A 26,515-nucleotide genomic window follows, 5' to 3' on the forward strand; every position below is an offset into this window, starting at 1 on the left:
GGTAGGTGGGTTGCACGGCATCAATCTTAGCAGACTAACTATCTGTCGCTTCGACATTTTCTGTCTAATAATTTGCAGAATGTGAACAGAAGACAATGCAGAACTAGACAGTTATCCTTATTTCCTTCATTTTTCGTCAGTTATAATTGGCTACTATGAAGTGTGGATGCCTTTTCTTCCCACCTGGACATTTCCCCGCTACCGGAGAGCATGAGAGTTAATGAAAGCACAGCGCCGTTTCCCCGTTATTCCACTGGTTATTATTCTTGCCGTACTGGTCGGCGGTGGCCTGTACTGGTGGCACAGCCATGCTGATGCGCCGGCAGCGCAGCCTGCCGCCGACGAAGGTAAATCCTCTCATTCTCGTGGCCGTGGCGGGCGCGGCCCCGGTGGGCCAGGCGGTCCGGGCGGCATGGGCGCAGAGTTAAGCCCGGTGCAGGCGGCGGAAGCACAGAGCAAAAGCGTGCCGCAGTATCTCTCCGGCCTCGGCACCGTGACCGCAGCCAACACGGTCACTCTGCGCAGCCGCGTTGACGGCGACCTGGTGGCGCTACACTTTACCGAAGGGCAACAGGTGAAAGCCGGACAGCTGCTGGCCGAGGTCGATCCGCGCCCGTGGCAGGTTGCGCTGATGCAGGCGGAAGGCCAGCTGGCGAAGGATCAGGCAACGCTGGCAAACGCCCGTCGCGACCTGGCGCGCTACGAGAAGCTGGCGAAAACCAGCCTGGTTTCCCAGCAGGACCTTGATACGCAGCGAGCGCTGGTCAGCGAAACGCTGGGTACGCTCAAGGCCGATGAAGGCAGCGTCGCCAGCGCGAAGCTCAACCTCACCTACAGCCGCATCACGTCACCGATTGATGGCCGCGTGGGTCTGAAACAGGTGGATATCGGCAACTACATCACCAGCGGCGACACCAATGGCATCGTGGTGATCACCCAGACCCATCCGATCGACCTGGTGTTCAGCCTGCCGGAGAACGATATCAGCGCCATTCTTAGCGCACAGAAACAGGGTGCCGTGCCGGTTGAGGCCTGGGACCGCAGCAATAAAACGCTGCTGACGCAGGGCGCGCTGCTGAGCATGGATAACCAGATCGACACCACCACCGGCACCGTCAAGCTGAAGGCCCGCTTCAGCAATGAGGACGACCGGCTGTTCCCCAACCAGTTTGTCAATGCGCGGCTGAAGGTGGCCACGCTGCAGGATGCCATCGTGATCCCGGCGGCGGCGCTGCAAATGGGTAACGAGGGCCACTTTGTCTGGGTGGTCAACGCCGAGAATAAAGTCAGCAAAAAATCCGTGACCGTCGGCATTCAGGACAGCGAAACCGTGGTGATTAACAGCGGCCTGCAGGCCGGTGAGAAGGTGGTTACCGACGGCATCGACCGCCTGACCGACGGGGCAAAAGTCGAAATCGTCGCCGCGCAGTCCACGCCGCTGACCTCCGGTAAAAGCGCGCAGCCAGCCAAGGGAGCCAGCGACTGATGCAGGGAATGCCTTCCAACGGCGGTGGGCCGTCGCGCCAGTTTATTCTGCGCCCGGTCGCCACCACGCTATTGATGGTCGCGATCCTGCTGGCCGGGATTATCGGCTACCGTTCGCTGCCCGTTTCGGCGCTGCCGGAAGTCGATTACCCGACCATCCAGGTGGTGACGCTGTATCCCGGTGCCAGCCCGGACGTGATGACCTCTGCGGTCACCGCGCCGCTGGAACGTCAGTTTGGTCAGATGTCCGGCCTGAAGCAGATGTCCTCGCAGAGTGCGGGCGGGGCCTCCGTGGTGACCTTACAGTTCCAGCTGACGCTGCCGCTGGACGTGGCCGAGCAGGAGGTACAGGCCGCAATCAATGCCGCCACCAACCTGCTGCCCAGCGATCTGCCTAACCCGCCGGTTTACAGCAAGGTGAACCCGGCGGATCCGCCGATTATGACCCTCGCCGTGACCACCACCAGCATGCCGATGACCCAGGTTGCGGATATGGTGGAAACCCGCGTGGCGCAGAAAATCTCGCAGGTTTCCGGCGTCGGGCTGGTGACGATGTCCGGTGGGCAACGCCCGGCGGTCAGGGTGAAGCTGAACGCGCAGGCGCTGGCGTCGATGGGGATCACCACCGAAACGGTGCGTACCGCCATCAGCAATGCCAACGTCAACTCGGCGAAGGGGAGCCTGGACGGCCCGGAGCGCGCCATTACGCTGTCGGCCAACGACCAGATCAAAACCGCCGAAGGCTACCGCCAGCTGATTGTCACGTACCTTAACGGCGCACCGGTACGGCTGGGCGATGTCGCCACCGTTGAGCAGGGTGCGGAAAACAGCTGGCTGGGCGCGTGGGCCAATCGCCAGCAGGCGATCGTGCTGAACGTGCAGCGCCAGCCGGGTGCCAATATCATCGATACCGCCGATAACATCCGCGAGATGCTGCCCGCGCTGACCGCCTCGCTGCCGAAATCGGTGGAAGTGAAGCTGCTGACCGACCGTACCAATAACATCCGCGCTTCGGTTAACGACGTGCAGTTTGAGCTGCTGCTGGCCATCACGCTGGTGGTGATGATTATTTATCTGTTCCTACGCAACGTACCCGCCACCATTATTCCCGCCGTGGCGGTGCCGCTGTCGCTGGTCGGCACCTTTGCGGTGATGTATTTCTGCGGTTTCTCGATCAACAACCTGACGCTGATGGCGTTAACCATCGCCACCGGCTTCGTCGTGGATGATGCGATTGTGGTGATCGAGAACATCTCGCGCTATATCGAGAAAGGGGAAAAACCGCTGACCGCAGCGCTGAAGGGCGCGGGTGAGATCGGCTTTACCATTATTTCACTGACCTTCTCGCTGATTGCGGTGCTGATCCCGCTGCTATTTATGGGTGATATCGTCGGCAGGCTGTTCCGCGAATTTGCCGTGACGCTGGCGGTGGCGATCCTGATTTCCGCCATTGTCTCGCTGACCCTGACGCCGATGATGTGCGCACGCATGCTCAGCGTAGAGTCGCTGCGCAAGCAGAACCGCTTCTCACGCGCCAGCGAGGCGATGTTTGACAAGGTCATTGCCCGCTACGGCAGCCTGCTGCGCCGGGTGCTGAATCATCCGTGGATCACCCTCGGCGTGGCGCTGAGCACGCTGGCGATTACCGTGATGCTGTGGCTGGTGATCCCCAAAGGCTTCTTCCCGGTGCAGGATAACGGCATTATCTCCGGCACCGTGCAGGCCTCGCAGTCGGTTTCCTACGCCAGCATGGCGCAGCGTCAGCAGGAAGTGGCCTCGGTGATTATGAAAGATCCGGCGGTGCAGAGCCTCACCTCGTTTGTCGGCGTGGACGGCACCAACTCCGCGCTGAACAGCGGCCGACTGCAAATCAACCTCAAGCCGCTGGATGAGCGCGACGACCGCATTCCGGTGGTGATTGCCCGCCTGCAGCAGCAGGTGGCGCAGATCCCGGGCATCAGCCTGTGGCTGCAGCCGGTGCAGGATCTCACCATTGATACCCAGGTCAGCCGCACGCAGTATCAGTTTACGCTGCAGGCCGGATCGCTCGACTCGCTCAGCCTGTGGGTGCCGAAGCTGCTGGCAAAACTGAACACCATGCCGGAGCTGAAGGACGTCAGCAACGACTGGCAGGATCGGGGGCTGGAGGCCTATATCCGCGTCGATCGTGATACCGCCAGCCGTCTCGGCATTACCATGGCCGACGTGGATAACGCGCTGTATAACGCCTTCGGCCAGCGTCTGATCTCCACCATTTACACTCAGGCGAATCAGTACCGCGTGGTGCTGGAGCACGACACCACCGCCACGCCGGGACTGGCCGCGCTGCAAAGCGTGCGGCTGAACAGCACCGACGGCGGCAGCGTGCCGCTGAGCGCGATTGCCAGCGTGGAACAGCGCCACGGCGCGCTTAGCATCAACCATCTCGACCAGTTCCCGTCGGCAACCTTCTCGTTCAACGTCAGCGACCGTTACTCGCTGGAGCAGGCGGTGAATGCGGTGACCCAGGCCGAGAAGGCCATGGAGATGCCGGCTGAAATCATGACCCAGTTCCAGGGCAGCACCCTCGCCTTCCAGGCCGCGCTTTCCAGCACCGTCTGGCTGATCGTGGCGGCGATCGTGGCGATGTATATCGTGCTGGGTATTCTCTACGAGAGCTTTATTCACCCGATTACCATTCTCTCCACGCTGCCCACCGCGGGCGTGGGCGCGCTGCTGGCGCTGTTGATTAGCGGCAGCGAGCTGGATGTGATCGCCATTATCGGCATCATCCTGCTGATCGGTATCGTGAAGAAGAACGCCATCATGATGATCGACTTTGCGCTGGCCGCCGAGCGCGAACAGGGCATGTCGCCGTACGACGCGATTTATCAGGCCTGTCTGCTGCGCTTCCGCCCGATCCTGATGACCACGCTGGCCGCCCTGCTCGGCGCGCTGCCGCTGATGCTGAGCACCGGCGTGGGCGCGGAGCTGCGCCGCCCGCTGGGCACGGCAATGGTGGGCGGACTGATCGTCAGCCAGGTGCTGACGCTGTTCACCACCCCGGTGATCTATCTGCTGTTTGACCGCCTGTCGCACGCCACTCGCCAGCGCTTTGCGCGCCGGGAGGCAGAGTGAAATTTTTCGCGCTGTTTATCCATCGCCCGGTCGCCACCATCCTGATGACCGTGGCGATCCTGCTGGCCGGCGTGCTGGGCTTCCGGCTGCTGCCGGTGGCTCCGCTGCCGCAGGTGGATTTCCCGGTGATCATGGTCAGCGCCTCGCTGTCGGGGGCGTCGCCGGAAACCATGGCGTCGTCGGTCGCCACGCCGCTGGAACGGGCGCTGGGGCGCATTGCGGGCGTGACCGAGATGTCCTCCAGCAGCTCGCTGGGCTCCACGCGCATCATTTTAGTGTTTGACTACGACCGCGATATTAACGGTGCCGCCCGCGACGTGCAGGGCGCAATCAACGCCGCGCAAAGCCTGCTGCCGAGCGGCATGCCGTCGCGGCCAACCTACCGCAAGGCCAACCCGTCCGACGCGCCGATCCTGATCATGACGCTGACCTCGGATACCTATTCGCAGGGTCAGCTGTACGATTACGCCTCCACCCAGCTGGCGCAGAAGCTGGCGCAGATTGAGGGCGTCGGTGATGTCTCGGTCGGCGGCAGCTCGCTGCCCGCGGTGCGCGTGGAGCTGAATCCGCAGGCGCTGTTTAACCAGGGCCTGTCGCTGGATGCGGTGCGGGAAACCATCGCCAACGCCAACGTGCGCAAGCCGCAGGGCGCGGTGGAGGATAACCACCAGCGCTGGCAGCTGAAAACCAATGACGAACTGAAAACCGCCGCGGAATATCAGCCGCTGGTCGTGCACTACAGCAACGGCGCGGCGGTGCGCCTGAGCGACGTCGCCACCGTCACCGATTCGGTTGAGGACGTGCGCAATGCCGGGATGGCGAATGCCAAACCGGCGATCCTGCTGATGATCCGCAAATCGCAGGAAGCCAACATCATCGACACCGTCGACCGCATCCGCGCCGAAGTGCCCGAGCTGCGCAAGATCATCCCGGCGTCCATTGAGCTGAACGTGGCGCAGGACCGCTCGCCGACCATCCGCGCCTCGTTGCATGAGGTTGAGCAGTCGCTGGCGATCTCCGTCGGCCTGGTGATCCTGGTGGTGTTCGCCTTCCTGCGCTCAGGCCGCGCCACGCTGATCCCGGCGGTGGCGGTGCCGGTTTCGCTGATCGGCACCTTTGCCGCCATGTACCTGTGCGGCTTCAGCCTCAACAACCTGTCGCTGATGGCGCTGACCGTCGCCACCGGCTTTGTGGTCGACGATGCGATCGTGGTGCTGGAGAATATATCCCGCCATGTCGAAGCTGGGATGAAGCCGATCCCGGCCGCGCTGCAGGGGGTGCGTGAAGTCGGCTTCACCGTGCTATCGATGAGTATCTCACTGGTGGCGGTGTTCCTGCCGCTGCTGATGCTCGGCGGGCTGATTGGCCGCCTGTTTACCGAGTTTGCCGTCACCCTGTCGGTGGCGATCGGCATCTCGCTGCTGATTTCGATCACCCTGACGCCGATGATGTGCGGGCTGCTGCTCAAGCCGCAGCGCAAGCATCAGCAGCCGCGCATTCGCGGTGTCGGCAAGGTGCTTATGGCCGTCCAGCAGGGCTATGGCCGCTCGCTGCGGGTGGTGCTGAATCACGCGCGCTGGACGCTGCTGGTGTTCCTCGGCACTATCGGCCTAACTATGTACCTCTACGTTTCCATTCCGAAAACCTTTATGCCGGAGCAGGATACCGGGCGGCTGATGGGCTTTATTCAGGCGGACCAGAGCATCTCCTTCCAGTCGCTGCGCGATAAGCTACAGGACTTTATGCGCATCGTGCATGACGATCCGGCGGTGGAAAGCGTGGTCGGCTTTACCGGCGGGTTCCGCGCCAACAGCGGCTCGATGTTTATTTCCCTTAAACCGCTGTCCGAGCGTACTGAGAACGCCCAGCAGGTGATTGCCCGCCTGCGCACCAAGCTGGCGAAAGAGCCGGGCGCGAATCTGTTCCTGATGGCGGTGCAGGATCTGCGGCTGGGTGGACGCGAGTCCAACGCCGGATATCAGTATTCCCTGCTGTCGGACAGCCTTGACGACCTGCGAGAGTGGGAGCCGAAAATCCGCCGCGCCTTTGCCACCCTGCCCGAACTGGCCGACGTCAACTCGGACCAGGAGGATAAGGGTGCAGAGATGGCGCTGACCTACGATCGCGCGGCGATGTCCAGCCTCGGCATTGACGTGTCCGACGTCAATAACCTGCTGAACAACGCCTTCGGCCAGCGGCAGATCTCCACCATCTATCAGCCGCTGAACCAGTATAAAGTGGTGATGGAGGTCGATCCGCGCTACACCCAGGACGTCAGTGCGCTGAATCAGATGTACGTGATCAACAGCGACGGGAAATCGATCCCGCTCTCCTACTTTGCCAGCTGGAAACCGGCGAACTCGCCGCTGTCGGTCAACCATCAGGGGCTGTCGGCCTCTTCCACCATCTCGTTCAACCTGCCGGAAGGCGTATCGCTGTCGCAGGCGTCGGCGGCGATCGATCGCAGCGTGACCGCGCTGGGCGTGCCGTCCAGCGTGCGCGGCAGCTTCGCCGGCACGGCGGCGGAGTTTGAGAAATCGCAGAGCAGCCAGCTGTGGCTGATTATTGCGGCGATCGCCACGGTGTATATCGTGCTGGGTATTCTCTATGAGAGCTACGTCCATCCGCTGACCATTCTCTCCACCCTGCCCTCGGCGGGCGTCGGAGCGCTGCTGGCGCTGGAACTGTTCGGCGCGCCGTTCAGCCTGATCGCGCTAATCGGGATTATGCTGCTGATCGGCATCGTGAAGAAGAATGCGATAATGATGGTGGACTTCGCCGTTGAGGCGCAGCGCAACGGCGGGCTGACGGCGCGGGAAGCGATCGAGCAGGCCAGCCTGCTGCGCTTCCGGCCGATTATGATGACCACGCTGGCCGCCCTGCTCGGTGCACTGCCGCTGGTGCTGACCAGCGGCGACGGTGCGGAGCTGCGCCAGCCGCTGGGGATCACCATCGTCGGCGGCCTGGTGATGAGCCAGCTGCTGACGCTGTACACCACGCCGGTGGTTTATCTGTATATGGATAAACTGCGTCGTAAGCCGCGCCCTGAGCGTGTGTCAGAGGAAGCGTAAGGTGATCGCCTCGCCGCCCTCCTCCGTTCGCTGGCAGCTGTGGATCGTTGCCTTCGGCTTCTTTATGCAGACGCTGGACACCACCATCGTCAATACGGCGCTGCCGTCGATGGCCGCCAGCCTGCATGAAAGCCCGCTGCATATGCATTCGGTGATTGTCTCCTACGTGCTGACGGTGGCGATCATGCTGCCGGTCAGCGGCTGGCTGGCGGACCGGTTCGGCGTGCGCAACGTGTTTTTCAGCGCGATTATCCTGTTCAGCATCGGCTCGCTGTGCTGCGCCCTGTCCGGCACGCTGGATCAGCTGATTATGGCGCGGGTGGTGCAGGGCATCGGCGGCGCAATGATGGTGCCGGTGGGCCGCCTGACGGTGATGAAGCTGGTGCCGCGCGATCAGTATATGGCGGCGATGACCTTCGTCACCATTCCGGGACAGATTGGCCCGCTGATGGGTCCGACGCTGGGCGGCGTGCTGGTGGAGTATGCCAGCTGGCACTGGATTTTCCTGATCAACATTCCGGTCGGCATCGTCGGTGCTATCGCCACGCTGCGTCTGCTGCCCAACTTCACGCTGATCGTCCGCCGCTTCGACTTCACCGGCTACCTGCTGCTGGCGGTGGGCATGGCGACGCTGACGCTGGCGCTGGACGGCCAGCGCGGGCTGGGGATTTCTCCGCTGCTGCTGTGCCTGTTTATTCTTGCCGGGGTGTTTGCGATGCTGTTTTATCTGCTGCACGCCCGCCACAACGATCTCGCCCTGTTCAGCCTGAAGCTGTTTGACAACCGCGTGTTCTCCATTGGCCTTCTTGGCAGCCTGACCGCCCGTATCGGCAGCGGCATGCTGCCGTTTATGACGCCGCTATTTCTGCAGATCGGTATGGGCTACAGCCCGCTGCACGCCGGGCTGATGATGATCCCGATGGTGCTGGGCAATATGGGCATGAAGCGCATCGTGGTGCAGATCGTTAACCGCTTCGGCTATCGCCACGTGCTGGTGGGATCCACCGTCGCGCTGGCGCTGGTCACGCTGCTGTTCCCGGTGGTGGCGCTGCTGGGCTGGAGCCTGCTGCTGCCGCTGGTACTGTTCTTACAGGGCATGGTCAACGCCATTCGTTTTTCGGCAATGAATACCCTGACGCTGAAAGAGCTGCCGGACGATCTCGCCAGCAGCGGCAACAGCCTGCTGTCAATGGTGCAGCAGCTGTCGATGAGTATCGGCGTGACCGTTGCCGGACTGCTGCTCGGCACCTTCGGCCACCAGGCGGCGGCGGACAGCCCGCTGGTGCATCAGGCATTTATCTGGACTTACCTTTGTATGGCGCTGGTGATTGCCCTGCCCGCGCTGGTGTTCTGGTGCGTACCGGCGGAAATCGCCCCCAACACGGTACTGGCCCGCAGGAGAAAACAATGATTTTTGCCCGTCTACGCATCGGCATCACCGCCAAGCTGTTCGCCGCTATCCTGTCGACCTGCATGCTGGTGTTAATTACCATGCACTGGGGCGTGCGGCTGAGCTTTGAGCACGGTTTTATCGACTACATTAAGCGCGGCAATGAACAGCGCATCTCCATGCTGAGCGATGCGCTGGCCGATCAGTACGAGCAGCACGGCAGTTGGACCTTCCTGCGTAATAACAACCGGCTGGTGTTCAATATCCTGCGCTCGCTGGATCAGAACCCGGAGTCCAGCAACCAGCTGCCGCCGCACGGCTGGCGCACGCAGTTCTGGATTATCGATCAGAACTTCAGCGTGATGATGGGACCGCGCGGCCCGGTGCCACCGGAAGGCACGCGCCGGGCGATCACCACCAGCAACAATAAGGTGGTCGGCTGGGTAGTAGGATCCCCTTCCGAGCGCCTGACCCGCGTGGCGGATATTAATTTCGATCGGCAGCAAAACCGCACCAGCTGGATGATCGTCGGCCTGACCATGCTGCTGGCCGCGCTGGTGACCTGGCTGATGTCGCGCGGGCTGCTGGCACCGGTTAAACGGCTGGTTGAGGGTACGCATCATCTGGCCGCCGGCGATTTCACCAGCCGGGTGGAATCCACCAGCCGCGACGAGCTGGGTCGCCTGGCTCAGGACTTCAACCGCCTGGCCAGCACGCTGGAAAAAAACGAACGCATGCGCCGCGCGTTTATGGCCGATATTTCCCACGAACTGCGCACCCCGCTGGCGATCCTGCGCGGCGAACTGGAAGCGATTCAGGACGGCGTACGCAAGCTGACGCCGGAATCGATTATTTCACTGCAGGGCGAGGTCGCCACCCTGACCAAGCTGGTGGATGATGTCCACCAGCTGTCGCTGTCAGACGAGGGCGCGCTGGCCTACCGCAAGCGCGATACCGACCTGGTGCCGCTGCTGGAAATGGTCGCCGCGAACTTCCGCCATCGCTATGAACAGCATGGGCTACAGCTCAACCTGTCGCTGCCGGAGGCCGCGCCGCAGTTTGGGGATCCGGACCGGCTGGGGCAGCTGTTAACCAACCTGATGGAGAACAGCCTGCGCTATACCGACGCCGGTGGCAGCCTGAACATTCAGCTTGAGACCGGCCCCGGCGGCAATGTGCTGCATTTTGAGGACAGCGCGCCGGGGGTGAATGACGATCAGCTGAAGCAGATTTTCGAACGCTTCTACCGCGCCGAAGGTTCGCGCAACCGCGCCAGCGGCGGATCCGGGCTGGGGCTGGCGATCTGCCAGAATATTGTTGCCGCTCACGACGGCACGCTCAGCGCCGGGCATTCTTCCGCCGGAGGCCTGAAAATTACGGTAAGCTTACCCAATAAACCGCACTGATTAATTCGTACTGAGGAAGAGATATGGAGCAGGAAAAACCGGCACCGCTGATTTTAATCGTCGAAGATGAGCCCAAGCTCGGCCAGCTGCTGGTGGACTATCTGCAGGCCGCAAACTACCGCACTCACCATCTGCTGCGCGGCGACGAGGCGCTGGAGTGGGCGAAGCAGAACGCGCCCGACCTGATGCTGCTGGACCTGATGCTGCCGGGGCTGGATGGCCTGTCGGTATGCCGTGAGCTGCGCCGCTTCTCGGAGCTGCCGGTGATTATGGTCACCGCCAAAACCGAAGAGATCGACCGCCTGCTGGGGCTGGAGATCGGCGCGGATGACTATATCTGCAAGCCGTTCAGCCCGCGTGAAGTGGTGGCCCGGGTGAAAACCATCCTCAAGCGCTGCCTGCGGCCGAAAGAAGAGGCGGTGCAAACCTCGCTGCTGCGTATGGATGAGAACCGCTTCCAGGCCAGCTGGGATGATAAGCCGCTGGACCTGACGCCCGCCGAGTTCCGCCTGCTGAAAACCCTGGCCCACGAGCCGGGCAAGGTCTTCTCCCGCGAGCAGCTGCTGAACCAGCTGTACGACGACTACCGCGTGGTGACCGATCGCACCATCGACAGCCACATTAAAAACCTGCGCCGCAAGCTGGAGCTGCTGGATGCCAGCCAGCCGTTTATCCGCGCGGTGTACGGCATGGGCTATCGCTGGGAAGCCGATATCTGCCGATTGATTTAGATCAACTATTCTCCCGCTTCTCTGCCTTACAATCCCGCACCGAAATCTGCCCTTCGCGACGTCACGCCGCAGGGGCAGCCATCCTGGCAATATCTGACCTGACATCAGACTGAGACATCATGTTTAAACCGGAACTTCTCTCCCCGGCCGGCACGCTGAAAAATATGCGTTACGCCTTTGCGTATGGCGCAGACGCCGTTTACGCCGGTCAGCCACGCTACAGCCTGCGCGTGCGCAACAATGAGTTTAACCATCAGAACCTGGCGATCGGCATCAACGAAGCCCACGCCCAGGGCAAAAAGTTTTACGTGGTGGTGAATATCGCCCCGCACAACGCCAAGCTGAAAACCTTTATCCGCGATCTGCAGCCGGTGATCGATATGGGGCCGGACGCGCTGATAATGTCCGACCCCGGCCTGATAATGCTGGTGCGCGAGGCCTTCCCGCAGATGGATATTCATCTGTCGGTACAGGCCAACGCGGTGAACTGGGCCACGGTGAAATTCTGGCAGCAGATGGGGCTGACGCGGGTGATCCTCTCGCGCGAGCTGTCCCTGGAAGAGATCAGCGAAATTCGCCAGCAGGTGCCGGACATCGAACTGGAGATTTTCGTTCACGGCGCGCTGTGCATGGCCTACTCCGGCCGCTGCCTGCTTTCCGGCTACATCAACAAGCGCGATCCAAACCAGGGGACCTGCACCAACGCCTGCCGCTGGGAATATAACGTGGAAGAAGGCAAAGAGGATGCGATCGGCAACATCGTCCATCGCCAGCCGCCGATTGCGGTGCAGAACGTTGAGCCGACGCTGGGCGTGGGCCAGCCGACCGACAAGGTGTTTATGATCGAAGAGGCGATGCGCCCCGGTGAATACATGACCGCCTTTGAGGACGAGCACGGCACCTACATTATGAACTCGAAGGATCTGCGCGCGGTGGCGCACGTGGAGCGGCTGACGCAGATGGGCGTGCATTCCCTGAAAATTGAAGGCCGCACCAAGTCGTTTTACTACTGCGCGCGCACCGCCCAGGTTTATCGCCGCGCCATCGATGATGCCGCCGCCGGTAAGCCTTTCGACCCCGCCCTGTTGGAAACGCTCGAAGGGCTGGCGCATCGCGGCTATACCGAAGGCTTCCTGCGTCGCCATACGCACGACAGCTATCAGAGCTACGACGCGGGCTATTCGGTTTCCGATCGCCAGCAGTTCGTCGGCGAATTTACCGGTGAACGCCGCGGCGCGCTGGCGCAGGTAGACGTGAAGAATAAATTCAGCGTCGGCGACAGTCTGGAGTTGATGACCCCGGCGGGCAACATCAACTTCACGCTGACGCAAATGGAGAACGGTAAAGCGCAGGCAATTGAGGTGGCTCCGGGCAACGGCCATCTGGTGTGGCTGCCGCTGCCGGAGGAGATGGACCTGCGCTATGCGCTGCTGATGCGTAATCTGGCCGGGACGACCACGCGCAATCCGCACGCGGCGGAACTGGCGAAAGAAGTTTCATAAGGTTATCGATCTTAGAATCCGATCACAGTACGGGGGGAGGTTCCCCGCTATGATGCGCTGGCTCCTAACGACAAACATTAAACAGCATTCTCTGCACGACCGGATATCAAGCTGAACTCCGATCGGAATGAACCACCTCATTGGCCCGGTCGGCTCCCCCGTCCGGGCTTTTTCTTGTCCTTTTTTCCGAAAATTTTCGCTTCTGCCGTCCTGCGGTTCACCGTCTGTAACAGGATATGCTATATCTTGAGACCATCCGCCATCTACTTCAGGAAAATAAAAAAAATGGTAAACGATTCAATCACGCTGGCGATTTTAAACGGTAAAAGCGCGGGCAATGAGGATCTGCGCCAGGCGATTGCCACCCTGCGCGAGGAAGGCTACCGGCTGGAGGTGCGCGTGACCTGGGAGCACGGCGACGGCGAGCGCTACGTGCGTGAAGCGGTGGACCTCAACGCGACCACGGTGATTGCCGCCGGCGGCGACGGGACAATTAATGAAATTGCCACCGCGCTGGCCGGTTTGTCGCCGGAACATCGCCCGGTGCTGGGGCTGGTGCCGCTGGGCACCGCCAACGATTTCGCCACCAGCGCGGGCATTCCGCTGGAGATGGAGAATGCGCTGCGGCTGGCGATTATCGGTAAGGCGTCGGCCATTGATTTAGCGCGGGTGAACGGCGATCGCTATTTTATCAATATGGCGACCGGCGGTTTCGGTACGCGCATCACGACCGAAACGCCGGAGAAGCTGAAGTCGGCGCTGGGCGGCGTATCCTATTTCATCCATGGTTTGATGCGGATGGATACGCTGAAGGCGGACAGCTGTCATCTTCGCGGGCCGGATTTTGAGTGGCAGGGTGATGCGCTGGTGATTGGGATTGGCAACGGGCGCCAGGCGGGCGGCGGTCAGCGTTTGTGTCCGCAGGCGTTGATTAACGACGGTAAGCTGGAGCTGACGATTGCGACGTCGCAGGAGCTGTTGCCGACGCTGTTGCACACGTTGACCAGTAACGAGGAGAATCCGAATCTGATTACGGCGTCGCTGCCGTGGCTGACGATTGATGCGCCGAATGAGATGACGTTTAATCTGGACGGGGAGCCGTTGACGGGGACGCAGTTTAAGATTGAGGTGATGCCGGATGCGTTGGCGTGTCGGTTGCCGCCGTCGTGTGAGCTGTTGGCATAGTTTTGAGTGTGATTCCTGCAGGGGACACCGTTTTAGGGCTTGTTTGCAGGCTGTGTTGTGTTGTTTGCAGAGTTGGAAGTTAGCGCTGGCTGGCAGTGCCCCCGTTCGGGCGGTCCTCGCGCCGTGTTGCGGTTCCTTCACTTCGTTCGTCTGCCTGTCGGACCGTCACAGACGGGCCGTCCTGGCCCGGCTGTGACTTTCACCCGCGTCCATGCGGGTGAATCCTGGCCTCCTCTCTCCGTTCAGCGCTGCGGATTGCCCGCCCGGGGGCACAGCCAGCCTGCTCTCTGACTTTGCGTTGCCTGAAAAACCTAAAACGAAGACATTGGTAAGGGGGTCAGCCTCTGCTGCTGCGCAAAGGCATCCGCAGCGCTGAGGTGAAGCCATTGAGCCAGGAGACGACAGCAGGGATGCTGGCGTCAGGCCGGGTTTGAACAGGGACGTTCAATCCTGGCCGGTCCGGCCGGCACAATGGCGTAACCGAAGGCACCGCAACGCGGCGCGAGGACCGCCTGGAGCAGCAGCAGAGGCTGAACCCTGCCCACACATCTCACAGCACCTTATTATTTAACGCATCCCGATTATTGGACTCTCAGGATTTCCATACTGTGAGTTGATTTATGCAGCATCATTCTTAGTAGGCCGACCAGCCTGTTATTCAAATCCAAAAGCGATGGAATGATTAAAGGGGTCAGCCTCTGCTGCTGCGCAAGGGCATCCGCAGCGCTGAGGTGAAGCCATTGAGCCAGGAGACGACAGCAGGGATGCTGGCGTCAGGCCGGGTTTGAACAGGGACGTTCAATCCTGGCCGGTCCGGCCGGCACAATGGCGTAACCGAAGGCACCGTGCCACGCACGGCGCGAGGACCGCCCTGAAGCAGCAGCAGAGGCTGAACCCCATCCCCAAACTTCACAGCGCCTCCCAAACGAACCAGTGTCCAGCTCCCCCCATTCTGTGATCCCTCTCGAAATTCCACCCAATTCAACTTGTATGGTAGTACGTCATTAGCGTAATTTTGCGCCATAGTGAGTCAATAAGGCGGATTGAAATGAAAATTGTTAAAGCGGAAGTGTTTGTCACCTGCCCCGGCAGAAACTTTGTCACCCTCAAGATCACCACCGATCAGGGACTGACCGGCATCGGTGACGCCACGCTCAACGGCCGCGAACTGCCCGTCGCGTCCTACCTGAAAGATCACGTCTGCCCGCAGCTGATCGGCCGCGATGCCCATCAGATCGAAGATATCTGGCAGTTCTTCTACAAAGGTGCCTACTGGCGTCGCGGACCGGTCACCATGTCCGCGATCTCTGCCGTTGACCAGGCGCTGTGGGATATCAAAGCCAAAGCCGCCAACATGCCGCTGTATCAGCTGCTCGGCGGCGCATCGCGCACCGGAGTGATGGTCTATTGCCATACCACCGGCCACAGCATCGATGAAGTGATGGACGACTACGCCAAACATAAAGAGCTGGGCTTTAAGGCCATTCGTGCCCAATGCGGCGTGCCGGGAATGAAAACCACCTACGGCATGGCCAAGGGCAAAGGCGAAGCCTATGAGCCGGCAACCAAAGGCGCGCGCCCGGAAGAGCAGCTGTGGTCAACCGAAAAATACCTCGACTTCACGCCAAAACTGTTCGATGCCATCCGCAACAAATTTGGCTTTGATGAGCACCTGCTGCACGACATGCACCACCGCCTGACGCCGATCGAAGCCGCGCGCTTTGGCAAAAGCGTAGAGGAACATCGCCTGTTCTGGATGGAAGACCCGACGCCTGCCGAAAACCAGGAAAGCTTCCGCCTGATCCGCCAGCACACCGTCACGCCGATTGCAGTGGGCGAAGTGTTTAACAGCATCTGGGACTGCAAACAGCTGATTGAAGAACAGCTGATCGACTATATCCGCACCACCATCACCCACGCGGGCGGCATTACCGGCATGCGCCGCATCGCCGACTTCGCCTCGCTGTATCAGGTGCGTACCGGATCCCACGGCCCGAGTGACCTGTCACCGATCTGCATGGCCGCCGCGCTGCACTTCGACCTGTGGGTGCCGAACTTCGGCGTGCAGGAATACATGGGGTATTCCGAGCAGATGCTGGAAGTGTTCCCGCACAGCTGGACGTTTGATAACGGCTATATGCATCCGGGTGAAAAACCGGGCCTCGGCATTGAGTTCGATGAAAAGCTCGCGGCGAAATATCCCTATGAACCGGCGTATCTGCCCGTTGCCCGTCTGGAAGACGGCACGCTGTGGAACTGGTAAGGAGAGCATGATGAAAAGTGTAGTGATTGAACGCCCCGGCGAGCTGCAGATTCAGGAACGTCCGCTGCCGCTGCCGGACGCGGGCGAAGTGCGGGTGAAGGTGCAGTACGCCAGCATCTGCGGGTCCGATGTGCATATCTGGCACGGGCATAATCCGTTTGCCCGCTATCCCCGGACCATCGGCCACGAGTTTTTCGGCCTGATTGATGCGGTGGGCGACGGCGTGGACAGTGCGCGTATTGGCGAGCGCGTGGCGGTCGATCCGGTGGTCAGCTGCGGCCACTGCTATCCCTGCTCCATCGGTCGCCCCAACGTCTGCAAAGAACTGCAGGTGATCGGCGTGCATCGCGACGGCGGCTTCAGCGAATACGCACTGGCGCCCGCCAAAAATGCCTGGCGGCTGCCGGAAAGTATTCCCGATACGCTGGCCAGCCTGGTCGAGCCGTTTACTATCGCCGCCAATATCACCGCCTTCTTACAGCCGCAGCCCGACGACGTGGCGCTGATTTACGGTGCCGGGCCAATGGGCCTGACCGCGATCCAGGTGCTGAAAGGCGTGTACGGGGTGAAAACGGTGATCGTCGCCGACCGGATAACCGAACGCCTGACGCTGGCGCTGAACAACGGCGCGGATCGCGCACTGAACAACAGCGAAATCCCGCTGGCAGACCAGCTCAGCGACGTGCAGCCGACGCTGATTATTGATGCCGCCTGCCATCCGTCGATCCTTGCCGAAGCCGCCGCGCTGGCCTCACCCGCCGGGCGCATTGGCCTGCTCGGTTTCTCCGGCGAACCCTGCTCCGTGACCCAGCAAAGTCTGACCAGCAAAGAGCTGTCGCTGTTTACCTCCCGACTGAACAGCAACCGCTTCCCGCAGGTGATCAGCTGGATTGAACAGGGGCTGATCGAACCGGAAAAACTGGTCACCCATACCCTGCCGCTCAGCCAGATCGAACAGGCGATGACCCTGTTTGAGAAGGATCCGCGCAGCTGCTGCAAAGTGATTTTGAAAGTCAGCTAGCAACAACACCGGAGGGATTGACCCAGCCCTCCGGCCACCATACCTCTACCTGAAAACCCCCAACCGCCAGCAGGGCGGAAAGAGGGGAAGGAGTCATGATGATTAAAAACCTGCGCTGGACCATCGTACTGCTGCTGTTCCTGGTCTATATGATTAACTACCTCGATCGCGTGGCGCTGTCGCTGACCGTGCCGATGATTGAGAAAGACCTGATGCTCAATGCGGAAGAGTTCGGCCTTATTTTTGGCAGCTTCTTCTTCGGCTATGCAATTTTCAACTTCGTCGGCGGCCTGGCAACGGATCGCTTCGGCCCGACCATCACCCTCGGCGTGGCGGTCGGCATGTGGTCGCTGTTCTGCGGCTTTACCGCCCTGGCCACCGGCTTCTGGTCGATGCTGATCCTGCGCGTGCTGTTCGGAATGGCGGAAGGCCCGATCTGTGCCTCGGCGAATAAGGCGATTAACGGCTGGTTCCCGAAAAAACAGGCGGCGACCGCGATGGGGCTGCTCAGCGCAGGCTCACCGCTCGGTGGCGCGATAGCCGGCCCGATTATCGGCTATCTGTCGCTGGCCTTCGGCTGGCGTCCGGCGTTTGCCATTATCTGCTCGATCGGCATTATCTGGATGGTGGTGTGGTTCTTTATCGCCGCCGATAACCCGCTGAAGAGCAAGCTGATCAGCGAACGCGAGCGCGCCCTGATCGCCCAGATGAAAGACGAGCAGCTGAGCGCCGAGGAAGAACTGTCGCAGTCGCAGCATGGCCTGGGCCACTATCTGCGCCAGCCGATTATTCTGGTCACCGCCTTCGCCTTCTTCTGCTACAACTATATTCTGTTCTTCTTCCTCAGCTGGTTCCCGGCCTATCTGGTGCAGTCGCACGGTCTGGATATCAAGGCAATGAGCATTACCACCATGATCCCGTGGATTGTCGGCTTCGTAGGGCTGGCGCTGGGTGGGATCATCTCCGACAAGATTTTCCGCATGACCGGCAAGCTGCTGCTGTCGCGAAAAATCGTGCTGGTGGTGTGCCTGTTCGCCGCCGCAATCTGCGTGGCCTGCGCCGGGACGGTGAAAGACGTGGTGCCTGCGGTGGGGCTGATGTCGGTGTCTATCTTCTTCCTGTATATCACCGGGGCGATCTACTGGGCGATTATTCAGGACGTGGTGCATAAAAGCCGCGTCGGCAGCATCAGCGGCTTTATCCATCTGATCGGCAGCATTTCGGGCATTATCGGACCGATTGCGACCGGCTATATCGTGCAGCACACCGGTAAATTCGACAGCGCCTTTATCCTTGCCGGTGGCATCGCCGCGCTGGGTGCCCTGCTGGTGCTGGTGGTGGTTCGCCCGCCGAAAAAATACAGTAAGACTGTTTCAGTTTAAATGGTCGTGCGGGGCACGCACCCGCACCTTCAATTAAGGATAATTTATGTTGTCTGTGGAGAACCTTCCCGCAAGCGTGCAGCAACCCGCGTATGACCGTAGCGCATTACGGACGCGAATGGTGCATATCGGCTTTGGTGCCTTCCATCGCGCTCACCAGGCCGTATGCAGCGACAGGCTGGCTGCCGAACAGGGCAGTGACTGGGGCTACTGCGAAATCAATCTGAACAACGGCGATGCCATCCACGCCCTGCGCCAGCAGCAGCTGTGCTACAGCGTGGCGGAAATGGCCGATGACCGGCTGGATCTGCGGATTATCGGCGTGGTGACGCAGGCGCTGCACGGCCAGTCGGACGGCGTTGAGGCGGTGATTAACGCGCTAAGCCAGCCGGAGGTAGCGATTGTGTCGATGACGGTGACCGAAAAAGGCTACTGTCATTATCCGGCAACCGGCGAGCTGAATCTGGCGCAGCCGGCGATTGTGCACGATCTGGCTCATCCCGATGCGCCGCAGTCGCTGCCGGGGATTATTCTGGCCGCCATCCGCCGCCGCCGCGAGGCCGGGCTGCCGCCGTTTAGCGTGATGTCCTGCGACAATATGCCGGAAAACGGCCACGTCACCCGCCGGGTGATTAGCCAGCTGGCCCACCAGCAGGATCCGCAGCTGGCTGAGTGGATTGCGGACAACCTCACCTTCCCTTCCACCATGGTGGATCGCATTGTTCCTGCGATGACCGAAGAAACGCATCAAGCCCTGCGCGAACAGCTGGGCTGCGACGATCCGGCAGGCGTGGTGTGCGAGCCGTTTTTCCAGTGGGTGATTGAGGATAACTTCGTTAACGGCCGTCCGTCCTGGGAGCTGGCGGGGGCCGAACTGGTGGAAGATGTTCTGCCGTTCGAAGAGATGAAGCTGCGTATGCTCAACGGCAGCCACTCGTTCCTCGCCTACCTGGGCAATCTGGCGGGCTACGAGCATATCAGCGACTGCATGGACGACGCGCTGTTCCTGCAGGCCGCGCGGCGCCTGATGCTGTCGGAGCAGGCGGTCACCCTGCGCACCGCAGGGGTGGATCTGGAGGCCTACGCCGATTCGCTGATTGCCCGCTATCGTAACCGCGCCATCAAGCACCGCACGGCACAGATCGCCAACGACGGCACGCAGAAGCTGCCGCAGCGCTGGCTGGACAGCATCCGCTGGCATCTGCAGCGCGGCAGCAATTTCGATCTGCTGGCGCTGGGCGTGGCGGGCTGGATGCGCTACGTCGGCGGCTTTAGCGAGCAGGGAGAAACAATAACAATCAACGATCCGCTGCGCGCAGAGCTGGCGCAGCGAGTGGCGGAGAGCCATGAGGGAGAGGAACGCGTCAACGCGCTGCTGGGGCTGAGCAGCGTCTTCGGCGACGATCTGCCTGCCAGCCGCGTGTTTGTCAGCAGGGTCAATCACTTCTACCGCCTGCTGCGGGAACTGGGCGCGAAAAAAACCGTTCATCAGTGGGTCAGCCTGGTCCGTTGACCGCGTTTGCACCGCCCGCGTGCCGGGGCTGATAAAGCCCTGGCGCTTCGCCATCTTGCTGATTAGACTGAACGCTTTGCTACCATGCGCAGACGGGTTGAGATGACCTGTCGCTAAAGGGACGTTGCCGAATGTCGACTGTATATACCATTACCGCCAGCGAACCGGTAAATCAGCAGATTTACCGCTACCTGCGCCATGAAATCGTGACCTGCGCCATTCCCCCCGGCTGCCTGCTGTCCGAAAAAGACGTCTCTACCCGCTTTAACGTCTCCCGCCAGCCGGTGCGCGAGGCCTTTATTAAACTGGCCGAGGCCGGGCTGGTGCAGGTGCTGCCGCAGCGCGGCACCTTCGTGCGTAAAATATCGGCGCAGCGGGTGGCCGACGGGCGCTTTATCCGTGAAGCCGTGGAAGTGGCCGTGGTGCGCCGTGCCGCGCAGGAAGCCAGTGCAACCGGGCTGGCCGCACTGGAGCACAACCTGCAGCTGCAGAAGCTGGCGGCGGAGCGCCACGACAGCCAGGCGTTTCTGGTGCTGGACGATGAGTTCCACCGCCTGATTGCCGAAAGCATCAACTGCGGGCTGGCGTGGGAAACGGTAGAAAACATCAAAGCGACGATGGATCGGGTACGTTTTCTGACCCTCAGCAAGGTCTCGCCGCCCGAAAGTTTGATAGAACAGCACTGGAAAATCTATCAGGCGCTGGTGGCAAAAGACGCTCATGCTGCTGAAATCGCCATGCGCGCCCATCTGCAGGAGATGATCTTCTCAATAACTCCGATAGCAGAACAGAATAGCGAATGGTTCGACGCTGTATAAAATAGCGCTCCGGGGCGAAAAATGCGCCCCGCCCCTCCTTTTTCGTTATTGATGAGGCGTACAGACAAGAATTGACGGTCTGAGACATTTGCGGCTGTACACTGAGCCTTTATAGTAGATCTACATCACAAGATCGGCGTAATTAGCGAAACCTGATATTACATTAATATCGGCACCCGCTGATGTTCCCCTGGCGTCATCACTATTCGTTATCGATATTGAGTGTTACATAATAAATAACGGCAATCATTGCAGTTAACCCACTTAAATAAGGCTGTACTTTATGAGTTATATCATATTAAATAAATGTGATTATTTCAGCCATGGATTAAAAAGCGTTATCAACGAAGCCGGCGGTAAGAAAAAGGATATTCACCTGCTGGATAATCTTCCAAACTGCGACCGACTATTACAGCAAGGTTCGACGCAAATAGCCTTTATTTGTGAGTCCGTTTACAACACGGAAAATGACAGGGAAGAGATAAAAAAACTGATTGCAATGAATCCCGAAACCCTGTTCATTATCTTTATGCGGGTGGTTCATTCATCATTTGAAGATTACATTTACATCAAGCCGAACGTGGTGATCATGGCGCAGAACGTGTCCATCGGCACGGTGAAAAACCTGGTCACAACCAACAGGTTAAAGCAGGCTGCTCAGCCCATTAGCTACCCGGCTGATGAAACGCCGCTGTCGTTCAGCAAGCGTGAGTCTGAAATTCTTAGTCTGTGGATGAAAGAAAGAAGCTCGGTAGAGATTTCTGAACATATTAACATCAAGCTGAAGACCGTACTTTCTCATAAAAATAACCTGAAGAAGAAAAGTAAATCAAAGCGGACTAAAGTGCTGTTCCAGATAATCAATCTGGCCAAAAGCCTGACCCACGTACCGCATTTGAGCTAGCCATTTGTTGGCGGGAAGATTGCGCCAACACCAGGGTACTTTATATTGCAAGCAGCAGGATATGACAGGCGGATATTTTATGTCCGCCTGTCATATTTTTAAGCGATGGTGACTTTTTTACTCAGATAAACATCCTGCACGGAATTAATTAGCGCCACGCCGTCTTTCATTGATTTCTTGAAGGCTTTACGGCCAAGGATCAGCCCCATTCCCCCGGCGCGCTTATTAATCACGGCGGTTCGTACGGACTCCGCGATATCGGTATCCCCCGCTGCGGCACCGCCGGAGTTAATCAGCCCCGCGCGCCCCATATAGCAGTTAGCCAGCTGGTAACGCACCAGATCGATTGGGTTATCGGTCGTCAGCTTAGTGTAAACCCGCTCGTCGGTGTGGCCGAACTTGACCGCCTTGTAGCCGCCGTTATTCTCCGCCATTTTCTGCTTAACGATATCGGCACCGATGGTCGCCGCCAGATGGTTCGCCTGACCGGTGAGGTCCGCACTCGCATGGTAATCCACGCCGTCTTTTTTGAAGTCGTTGTTGCGCAGATAGGCCCACAGCACGGTAACCAGCCCCAGCTCGTGCGCGCGCTCAAACGCCACCGAGATCTCTTCGATCTGACGGCGCGACTGCTCGGAACCGAAATAGATGGTAGCCCCCACGGCCACGGCCCCGAGGTTGAACGCCTGCTCTACGCTGGCATACAGGGTTTGATCGTACTGGGTGGGATAACTGAGGGTTTCGTTATGATTCAGCTTGACCATAAACGGAATGCGGTGCGCGTAGCGACGGGATACGGAGGCCAGCACGCCATAGGTGGAGGCGACGCAGTTGCAGCCCGCTTCAATCGCCAGCTCGACGATATTCTTCGGGTCGAAGTACAGCGGGTTAGCGGCAAAGGACGCACCGGCAGAGTGCTCAACGCCCTGGTCTACCGGCAGGATAGAGAGGTAACCTGTCCCGGCTAAACGACCGGTGTTATACAGGGTTTGCATATTGCGTAACACCGCCGGGGGACGGTTATTATCAACCATCACCCGGTCTACGTAGTCCGATCCCGGAAGATAGAGGCTGTCTGCTGGAATAGTCATGCAGCGATGTTGCAAAAGAGAATCTGCTTCTTTGCCCAATAACTGTACGATGTCCGTCATGATAACTCCTGTCAAAGGTAGGGAGGGCCACGACCTGGCAACGGTCAGATGGCCCGGTGTGCAGAAATCCGACTGATTTCTGACCTCAACAGGGTGGACCTGATTCCTTGTCCAGGCAAATTGCTGACTGGATTTTTCAGACTAATTCGCACGAAAGCGCGTTTGTCCCTGCATTCACTACCACCATTTGTGGAAGTGATGCACCGGACCAATCCCCTGCCCGACCTCCAGCGAATCCGCCTGCTCCAGCGCGCCCTGCAGCCAGGTCTTCGCCGCCTGCACGGTTGCCACCCAGCTATCGTGGCGCGGACGCAGCGCCGCCAGCGCGGCAGAGAGCGTGCAGCCGGTGCCGTGAGTATGACGGGTATTGACGCGCGGCGCGGTGAAGCGCTGCTCCAGCTCGCGGGTAAACAGCCAGTCCGGGCTTTCTGAATCGCTAAGGTGACCGCCCTTCATCAGCACCGCCTGGCAGCCCATTGCCAGCAGTTCACGGCCCTGCTCGCGCATTTCCTGCTCGTTGCGGGCCATCGGACAGTCCAGCAGCGCGGCCGCCTCCGGCAGATTTGGGGTGATAATCGAGACCTGCGGCAGCAGGCGTTCACGCAGCGTGGCGACCGCCTGCCCGGAGAGAAGCGGATCGCCGCTTTTCGCCAGCATCACCGTATCCAGCACGATCCACGGTGCGGTTGCCGCCTGCAGGCGATCGGCTACCACTTCCACAATGTCTGACTCCGCCAGCATGCCAATCTTGATTGCATCAATCCGCACATCCGACAGTACCGAGTCCAGCTGCGCACCCACGAAATCCGGCTCGATGCGGTATACCGACTGCACGCCCTGAGTATTCTGCGCAACCAGCGCAGTGATCACGCTGGTGCCGTAAGCCCCTAACGCAGAGAACGCTTTGAGATCCGCCTGAATACCTGCCCCACCGCTGGGATCGGTACCGGCAATGGTCAGTGCATTAATTCGCTTCATGCCAGTTCCTCCGGCGTCAGTTGATAGATCGCGTCCAGGAAGGCGGGAATAAAGCTCCCCGGTCCTGATGCGTTGGCGGCGGCGCGTTCACCGGCCAGCGATACCACGCGGCAGGCGCTGGCAACGTGCGTAAGACGATCGCCGGGCAGCGAGGCAAAGCCCGCCACCACCGCCGACAGCGCGCAGCCGGTGCCCACCACTCGCGTCATCAACGGTGAACCGCCGCTGACGCTGAGAATGCGCTCCCCATCTGTCACGAAGTCCACTTCTCCGGTTACCGCGACGACCGCCCTGCTCTGCAAAGCGAGTTTTTGTGCGGCCTGAATGGCGGCATCGGACTGATGCTGCGTGTCCACGCCACGCCCGGAGACCGCCTCTTTCGCCAGCGCCATGATTTCGGAGGCGTTACCCCGAATAGCGGCAGGCTTATGTGCCAGCAACTGCTGGCAAAACTCGGTGCGGAACGCCAGTGCGCCGACCGCCACCGGATCCAGTGACCAGCTGCGCCCGGCTGCGTTTGCCGACTCGACCGCTGCCAGCATCGCCACGCTGCGCGAGCGGGTCAGCGTACCGACGTTGACCAGCAGCGCGCTGGCTACCGCACTGAACTGTGCGGCCTCTTCGGCATCGATCACCATCGCCGGGGAAGCCCCCAGCGCCAGCAGCACGTTGGCCGTAAAGGTCTGCACCACATCATTGGTCATACAGTGAATAAGGGGGGATTGCTGGCGGAACAACGCCAGAGAGTGCGCCACGTCGTGGTGGCTGAGGGGAATGGGTTGGCTCATCTATACTCCCAACCGGCGATCAAGAAGGCGATGCCGGTTGGAGGCATCTGACTTCCCTCCGCTGGCATTATCCAGTTCAGGTTATGCGGGTTTTTCTCAGCCGGATCCTGGGAAAAAACAGGAAGGGGCACCCCGAGTCATTTGTATCGATGGAAAGAATATGCAAAGGGAATGGCGAAATCAAGCATAAGAATTATAAAGTAAAAAACCCGCATAGCGGGTTTTTTACTCATCTTAACATCATGTTCAACACGTTTTTAAAGAGCATCTGAATTAATACGCAGCTTTATTCACAAAACCTTTAAAGAAAGTCAGGAAAATAATTTTCAGGTCTAACCAAATACTCCAGCCACGGATATAGATCAGATCGAAATCAACTCGCTTCTGCATTTTATCCAACGTATCAGTTTCGCCACGGAAGCCATTAATCTGTGCAAGTCCTGTTATCCCCGGCTTAACTTTATGGCGTAGCATATAGCCTTCAATCAGCGAGCGATACTGTTCGTTGTGCGCAACAGCATGAGGACGAGGCCCTACTACTGACATTTGACCAAAAAGTACGTTGAAGAACTGCGGTAATTCATCCAGCGAGGTATTCCGTAAAAATTTACCCAACTTGGTAACACGAGGATCGTTTTGCTTAGCCTGTGTAACCTTTGCGCCATTCTCCATCACGGACATAGTACGGAACTTCCAGACCATAATCGGTTTACCGTCCATACCATATCGGATCTGACGGAATATAACGGGGCCTGGAGAACTCAGTTTCACAGCACAGGCAATGACAAGTAATGGAACGGAAATAAACAGCAGTATAATTGACGACACAATGATATCTTCAAGGCGTTTGAATACCATGTTGATTCCATTAAGTGGTGTATCAAACAGTGGAACAACCGGTACACCATTAATCTCTTCAGTACGCGATTGAAGAATATTAAAGGTGAATACATCCGGTATCAGTAAAACAGAACAGGTCGTGTCCGTTAAGCGTTTAACAATATCCTTAATCTTGGACTCATCTTTCATGCTCATCGCGATGTAGATACGATCCAACTTACCTTCACGAGCATCTTCGATTAGTTTGTCAAAATCACCCGCGTAAGTAATGCCTGTCGTGGTTTCAATTGGTTGCTCATCATAAACCCCAACGACGACAAACCCCATCCACGGCTCGTCGAGGAAACTGCTGATCAAGTTGATACCCGCAGGCATATTTCCTACAAGTGCTACTTTACGAGTGTTGTAACCCATTCTACGTAAAATTCCTGAACTTAATCGAATTCCCATTCTGCAGAAGAAGAAACCCGCGATCACGACCAAATACCATTGAATGAAAATATTAAAACTGAGGTCAAAATCACTTAATAACGAACTAAGGCCTAAAGTAAATAAAAGACTAAGAGTCCAATTTTTATAAATCAGTATAATTTCTACTGAGGACTTTACCCCTCTCCACGAACGATAGAAATCTGTCATCCCTCCTATCATTTGGAATACAACAAGTACCATAAGCGCTATCAATAAATGTTTATAGTCAAAAGAACGCCCGTTCACGAAAGAAACTACATATAAGCCAAGAAATATTATTGAGATATCTGAAAAACGCTGCACCATTGATATCAATGAAGCATTCGCATTAGAACGTGTACGATGATGTAGAATTGTCATTCTAGTTTCACTCTTGTTAGCTGTAGGTCAACAACCTAAAGTGAGGGTAAGAAGATAAAATATTTCGATCTAGGTTAAGACATGGAATTTTAATTTATGAATCTGTTACTAATGCACATAGATATCATTAATTATTAAA

At 58.8% G+C, this 26,515-nt stretch carries 18 protein-coding genes and 1 riboswitch; of the genes, 14 read left to right on the forward strand and 4 right to left on the reverse strand.

Going from position 1 to position 26,515, the window contains the following annotated elements:
• Nucleotides 1-220: 220 nt before the first annotated feature.
• The 14 genes from EC836_RS16270 (at nucleotide 221) to EC836_RS16335 (ending at nucleotide 21,788) form a co-directional block, all read left to right on the forward strand.
• On the forward strand, nucleotides 221-1,486 hold the full coding sequence (locus tag EC836_RS16270) for an MdtA/MuxA family multidrug efflux RND transporter periplasmic adaptor subunit (RefSeq protein WP_123334969.1): 1,266 nt from the start codon (nucleotides 221-223) through the stop codon (nucleotides 1,484-1,486).
• Nucleotides 1,486-4,602, forward strand: a complete 3,117-nt coding sequence (locus EC836_RS16275; RefSeq protein WP_123334971.1) for an MdtB/MuxB family multidrug efflux RND transporter permease subunit — start codon at nucleotides 1,486-1,488, stop codon at nucleotides 4,600-4,602. The genes EC836_RS16270 and EC836_RS16275 overlap by 1 nt, the downstream gene beginning before the upstream one ends.
• Nucleotides 4,599-7,673, forward strand: a complete 3,075-nt coding sequence (gene mdtC / locus EC836_RS16280) for a multidrug efflux RND transporter permease subunit MdtC (protein WP_123334973.1) — start codon at nucleotides 4,599-4,601, stop codon at nucleotides 7,671-7,673. The genes EC836_RS16275 and mdtC overlap by 4 nt, the downstream gene beginning before the upstream one ends.
• 4 nt (nucleotides 7,674-7,677) lie before the next feature.
• A complete protein-coding gene (mdtD, locus tag EC836_RS16285; protein WP_123335392.1) occupies nucleotides 7,678-9,084 on the forward strand; it encodes a multidrug transporter subunit MdtD in 1,407 nt (468 codons plus the stop codon).
• The gene (gene baeS, locus EC836_RS16290) at nucleotides 9,084-10,469 is read left to right on the forward strand and encodes a two-component system sensor histidine kinase BaeS (RefSeq protein ID WP_123335394.1); all 1,386 of its coding nucleotides are present in this window, start codon (nucleotides 9,084-9,086) and stop codon (nucleotides 10,467-10,469) included. Before mdtD ends, baeS begins: the two co-directional genes overlap by 1 nt.
• Nucleotides 10,470-10,492: 23 nt before the next feature.
• On the forward strand, nucleotides 10,493-11,200 hold the full coding sequence (gene baeR, locus EC836_RS16295; RefSeq protein WP_123334975.1) for a two-component system response regulator BaeR: 708 nt from the start codon (nucleotides 10,493-10,495) through the stop codon (nucleotides 11,198-11,200).
• 119 nt (nucleotides 11,201-11,319) lie between these two features.
• Nucleotides 11,320-12,702 (forward strand): tRNA 5-hydroxyuridine modification protein YegQ, encoded by a 1,383-nt coding sequence (gene yegQ / locus EC836_RS16300; RefSeq protein WP_123334977.1) that lies wholly within the window; start codon nucleotides 11,320-11,322, stop codon nucleotides 12,700-12,702.
• Between the two features lie 285 nt (nucleotides 12,703-12,987).
• Nucleotides 12,988-13,887, forward strand: a complete 900-nt coding sequence (yegS, locus tag EC836_RS16305; RefSeq protein WP_123334979.1) for a lipid kinase YegS — start codon at nucleotides 12,988-12,990, stop codon at nucleotides 13,885-13,887.
• Nucleotides 13,888-14,935: 1,048 nt separating this feature from the next.
• On the forward strand, nucleotides 14,936-16,150 hold the full coding sequence (manD, locus tag EC836_RS16310; RefSeq protein WP_123334981.1) for a D-mannonate dehydratase ManD: 1,215 nt from the start codon (nucleotides 14,936-14,938) through the stop codon (nucleotides 16,148-16,150).
• A 10-nt stretch (nucleotides 16,151-16,160) separates the two neighbouring features.
• A complete protein-coding gene (locus EC836_RS16315; RefSeq protein WP_123334983.1) occupies nucleotides 16,161-17,171 on the forward strand; it encodes a Zn-dependent oxidoreductase in 1,011 nt (336 codons plus the stop codon).
• Nucleotides 17,172-17,269: 98 nt separating this feature from the next.
• A complete protein-coding gene (locus tag EC836_RS16320) occupies nucleotides 17,270-18,553 on the forward strand; it encodes an MFS transporter (RefSeq protein ID WP_123334985.1) in 1,284 nt (427 codons plus the stop codon).
• A gap of 46 nt (nucleotides 18,554-18,599) precedes the next feature.
• A complete protein-coding gene (locus EC836_RS16325; RefSeq protein WP_123334987.1) occupies nucleotides 18,600-20,066 on the forward strand; it encodes a mannitol dehydrogenase family protein in 1,467 nt (488 codons plus the stop codon).
• A gap of 131 nt (nucleotides 20,067-20,197) precedes the next feature.
• Complete coding sequence (locus tag EC836_RS16330; protein ID WP_123334989.1) at nucleotides 20,198-20,884, forward strand: GntR family transcriptional regulator; 687 nt, start codon at nucleotides 20,198-20,200, stop codon at nucleotides 20,882-20,884.
• A 283-nt stretch (nucleotides 20,885-21,167) separates the two neighbouring features.
• Nucleotides 21,168-21,788 carry a LuxR C-terminal-related transcriptional regulator gene (locus EC836_RS16335; protein WP_123334991.1) on the forward strand — a complete coding sequence of 207 codons (621 nt, stop codon included), beginning with the start codon at nucleotides 21,168-21,170 and terminating at the stop codon, nucleotides 21,786-21,788.
• A gap of 98 nt (nucleotides 21,789-21,886) precedes the next feature.
• On the opposite strand, the gene fbaB is transcribed toward EC836_RS16335, so the two are convergent.
• From fbaB to wcaJ, 4 genes are all read right to left on the reverse strand, one after another.
• Nucleotides 21,887-22,939, reverse strand: coding sequence for a class I fructose-bisphosphate aldolase (gene fbaB / locus EC836_RS16340; protein ID WP_123334993.1), 1,053 nt, complete (start codon nucleotides 22,937-22,939; stop codon nucleotides 21,887-21,889).
• Between the two features lie 177 nt (nucleotides 22,940-23,116).
• Nucleotides 23,117-23,917 carry a bifunctional hydroxymethylpyrimidine kinase/phosphomethylpyrimidine kinase gene (thiD, locus tag EC836_RS16345; protein WP_123334995.1) on the reverse strand — a complete coding sequence of 267 codons (801 nt, stop codon included), beginning with the start codon at nucleotides 23,915-23,917 and terminating at the stop codon, nucleotides 23,117-23,119.
• Nucleotides 23,914-24,705: a hydroxyethylthiazole kinase gene (gene thiM, locus EC836_RS16350; RefSeq protein ID WP_123334997.1), complete on the reverse strand. Its 792-nt coding sequence runs from the start codon at nucleotides 24,703-24,705 to the stop codon at nucleotides 23,914-23,916. The genes thiD and thiM overlap by 4 nt, the downstream gene beginning before the upstream one ends.
• A 36-nt stretch (nucleotides 24,706-24,741) precedes the next feature.
• A riboswitch (TPP riboswitch) is annotated at nucleotides 24,742-24,850 on the reverse strand.
• 128 nt (nucleotides 24,851-24,978) lie between these two features.
• On the reverse strand, nucleotides 24,979-26,376 hold the full coding sequence (wcaJ, locus tag EC836_RS16355) for an undecaprenyl-phosphate glucose phosphotransferase (protein ID WP_123334999.1): 1,398 nt from the start codon (nucleotides 26,374-26,376) through the stop codon (nucleotides 24,979-24,981).
• Nucleotides 26,377-26,515: the final 139 nt, after the last annotated feature.

This window comes from Erwinia sp. JUb26, assembly GCF_003751505.1.
Taxonomy (GTDB): Bacteria; Pseudomonadota; Gammaproteobacteria; order Enterobacterales; family Enterobacteriaceae; genus Erwinia.

What these genes read in the sequence shown, in the direction of transcription:
- EC836_RS16270 (WP_123334969.1), top strand. Translation starts at nt 221, where the DNA reads ATGAAAGCACAGCGCCGTTTCCCCGTTATTCCACTGGTTATTATTCTT.
- EC836_RS16275 (WP_123334971.1), top strand. Translation starts at nt 1,486, where the DNA reads ATGCAGGGAATGCCTTCCAACGGCGGTGGGCCGTCGCGCCAGTTTATT.
- baeR (WP_123334975.1), top strand. Translation starts at nt 10,493, where the DNA reads ATGGAGCAGGAAAAACCGGCACCGCTGATTTTAATCGTCGAAGATGAG.
- yegQ (WP_123334977.1), top strand. Translation starts at nt 11,320, where the DNA reads ATGTTTAAACCGGAACTTCTCTCCCCGGCCGGCACGCTGAAAAATATG.
- yegS (WP_123334979.1), top strand. Translation starts at nt 12,988, where the DNA reads ATGGTAAACGATTCAATCACGCTGGCGATTTTAAACGGTAAAAGCGCG.
- manD (WP_123334981.1), top strand. Translation starts at nt 14,936, where the DNA reads ATGAAAATTGTTAAAGCGGAAGTGTTTGTCACCTGCCCCGGCAGAAAC.
- EC836_RS16315 (WP_123334983.1), top strand. Translation starts at nt 16,161, where the DNA reads ATGAAAAGTGTAGTGATTGAACGCCCCGGCGAGCTGCAGATTCAGGAA.
- EC836_RS16320 (WP_123334985.1), top strand. Translation starts at nt 17,270, where the DNA reads ATGATTAAAAACCTGCGCTGGACCATCGTACTGCTGCTGTTCCTGGTC.
- EC836_RS16325 (WP_123334987.1), top strand. Translation starts at nt 18,600, where the DNA reads ATGTTGTCTGTGGAGAACCTTCCCGCAAGCGTGCAGCAACCCGCGTAT.
- EC836_RS16330 (WP_123334989.1), top strand. Translation starts at nt 20,198, where the DNA reads ATGTCGACTGTATATACCATTACCGCCAGCGAACCGGTAAATCAGCAG.
- EC836_RS16335 (WP_123334991.1), top strand. Translation starts at nt 21,168, where the DNA reads ATGAGTTATATCATATTAAATAAATGTGATTATTTCAGCCATGGATTA.
- fbaB (WP_123334993.1), bottom strand. Translation starts at nt 22,939, where the DNA reads ATGACGGACATCGTACAGTTATTGGGCAAAGAAGCAGATTCTCTTTTG.
- thiD (WP_123334995.1), bottom strand. Translation starts at nt 23,917, where the DNA reads ATGAAGCGAATTAATGCACTGACCATTGCCGGTACCGATCCCAGCGGT.
- thiM (WP_123334997.1), bottom strand. Translation starts at nt 24,705, where the DNA reads ATGAGCCAACCCATTCCCCTCAGCCACCACGACGTGGCGCACTCTCTG.
- wcaJ (WP_123334999.1), bottom strand. Translation starts at nt 26,376, where the DNA reads ATGACAATTCTACATCATCGTACACGTTCTAATGCGAATGCTTCATTG.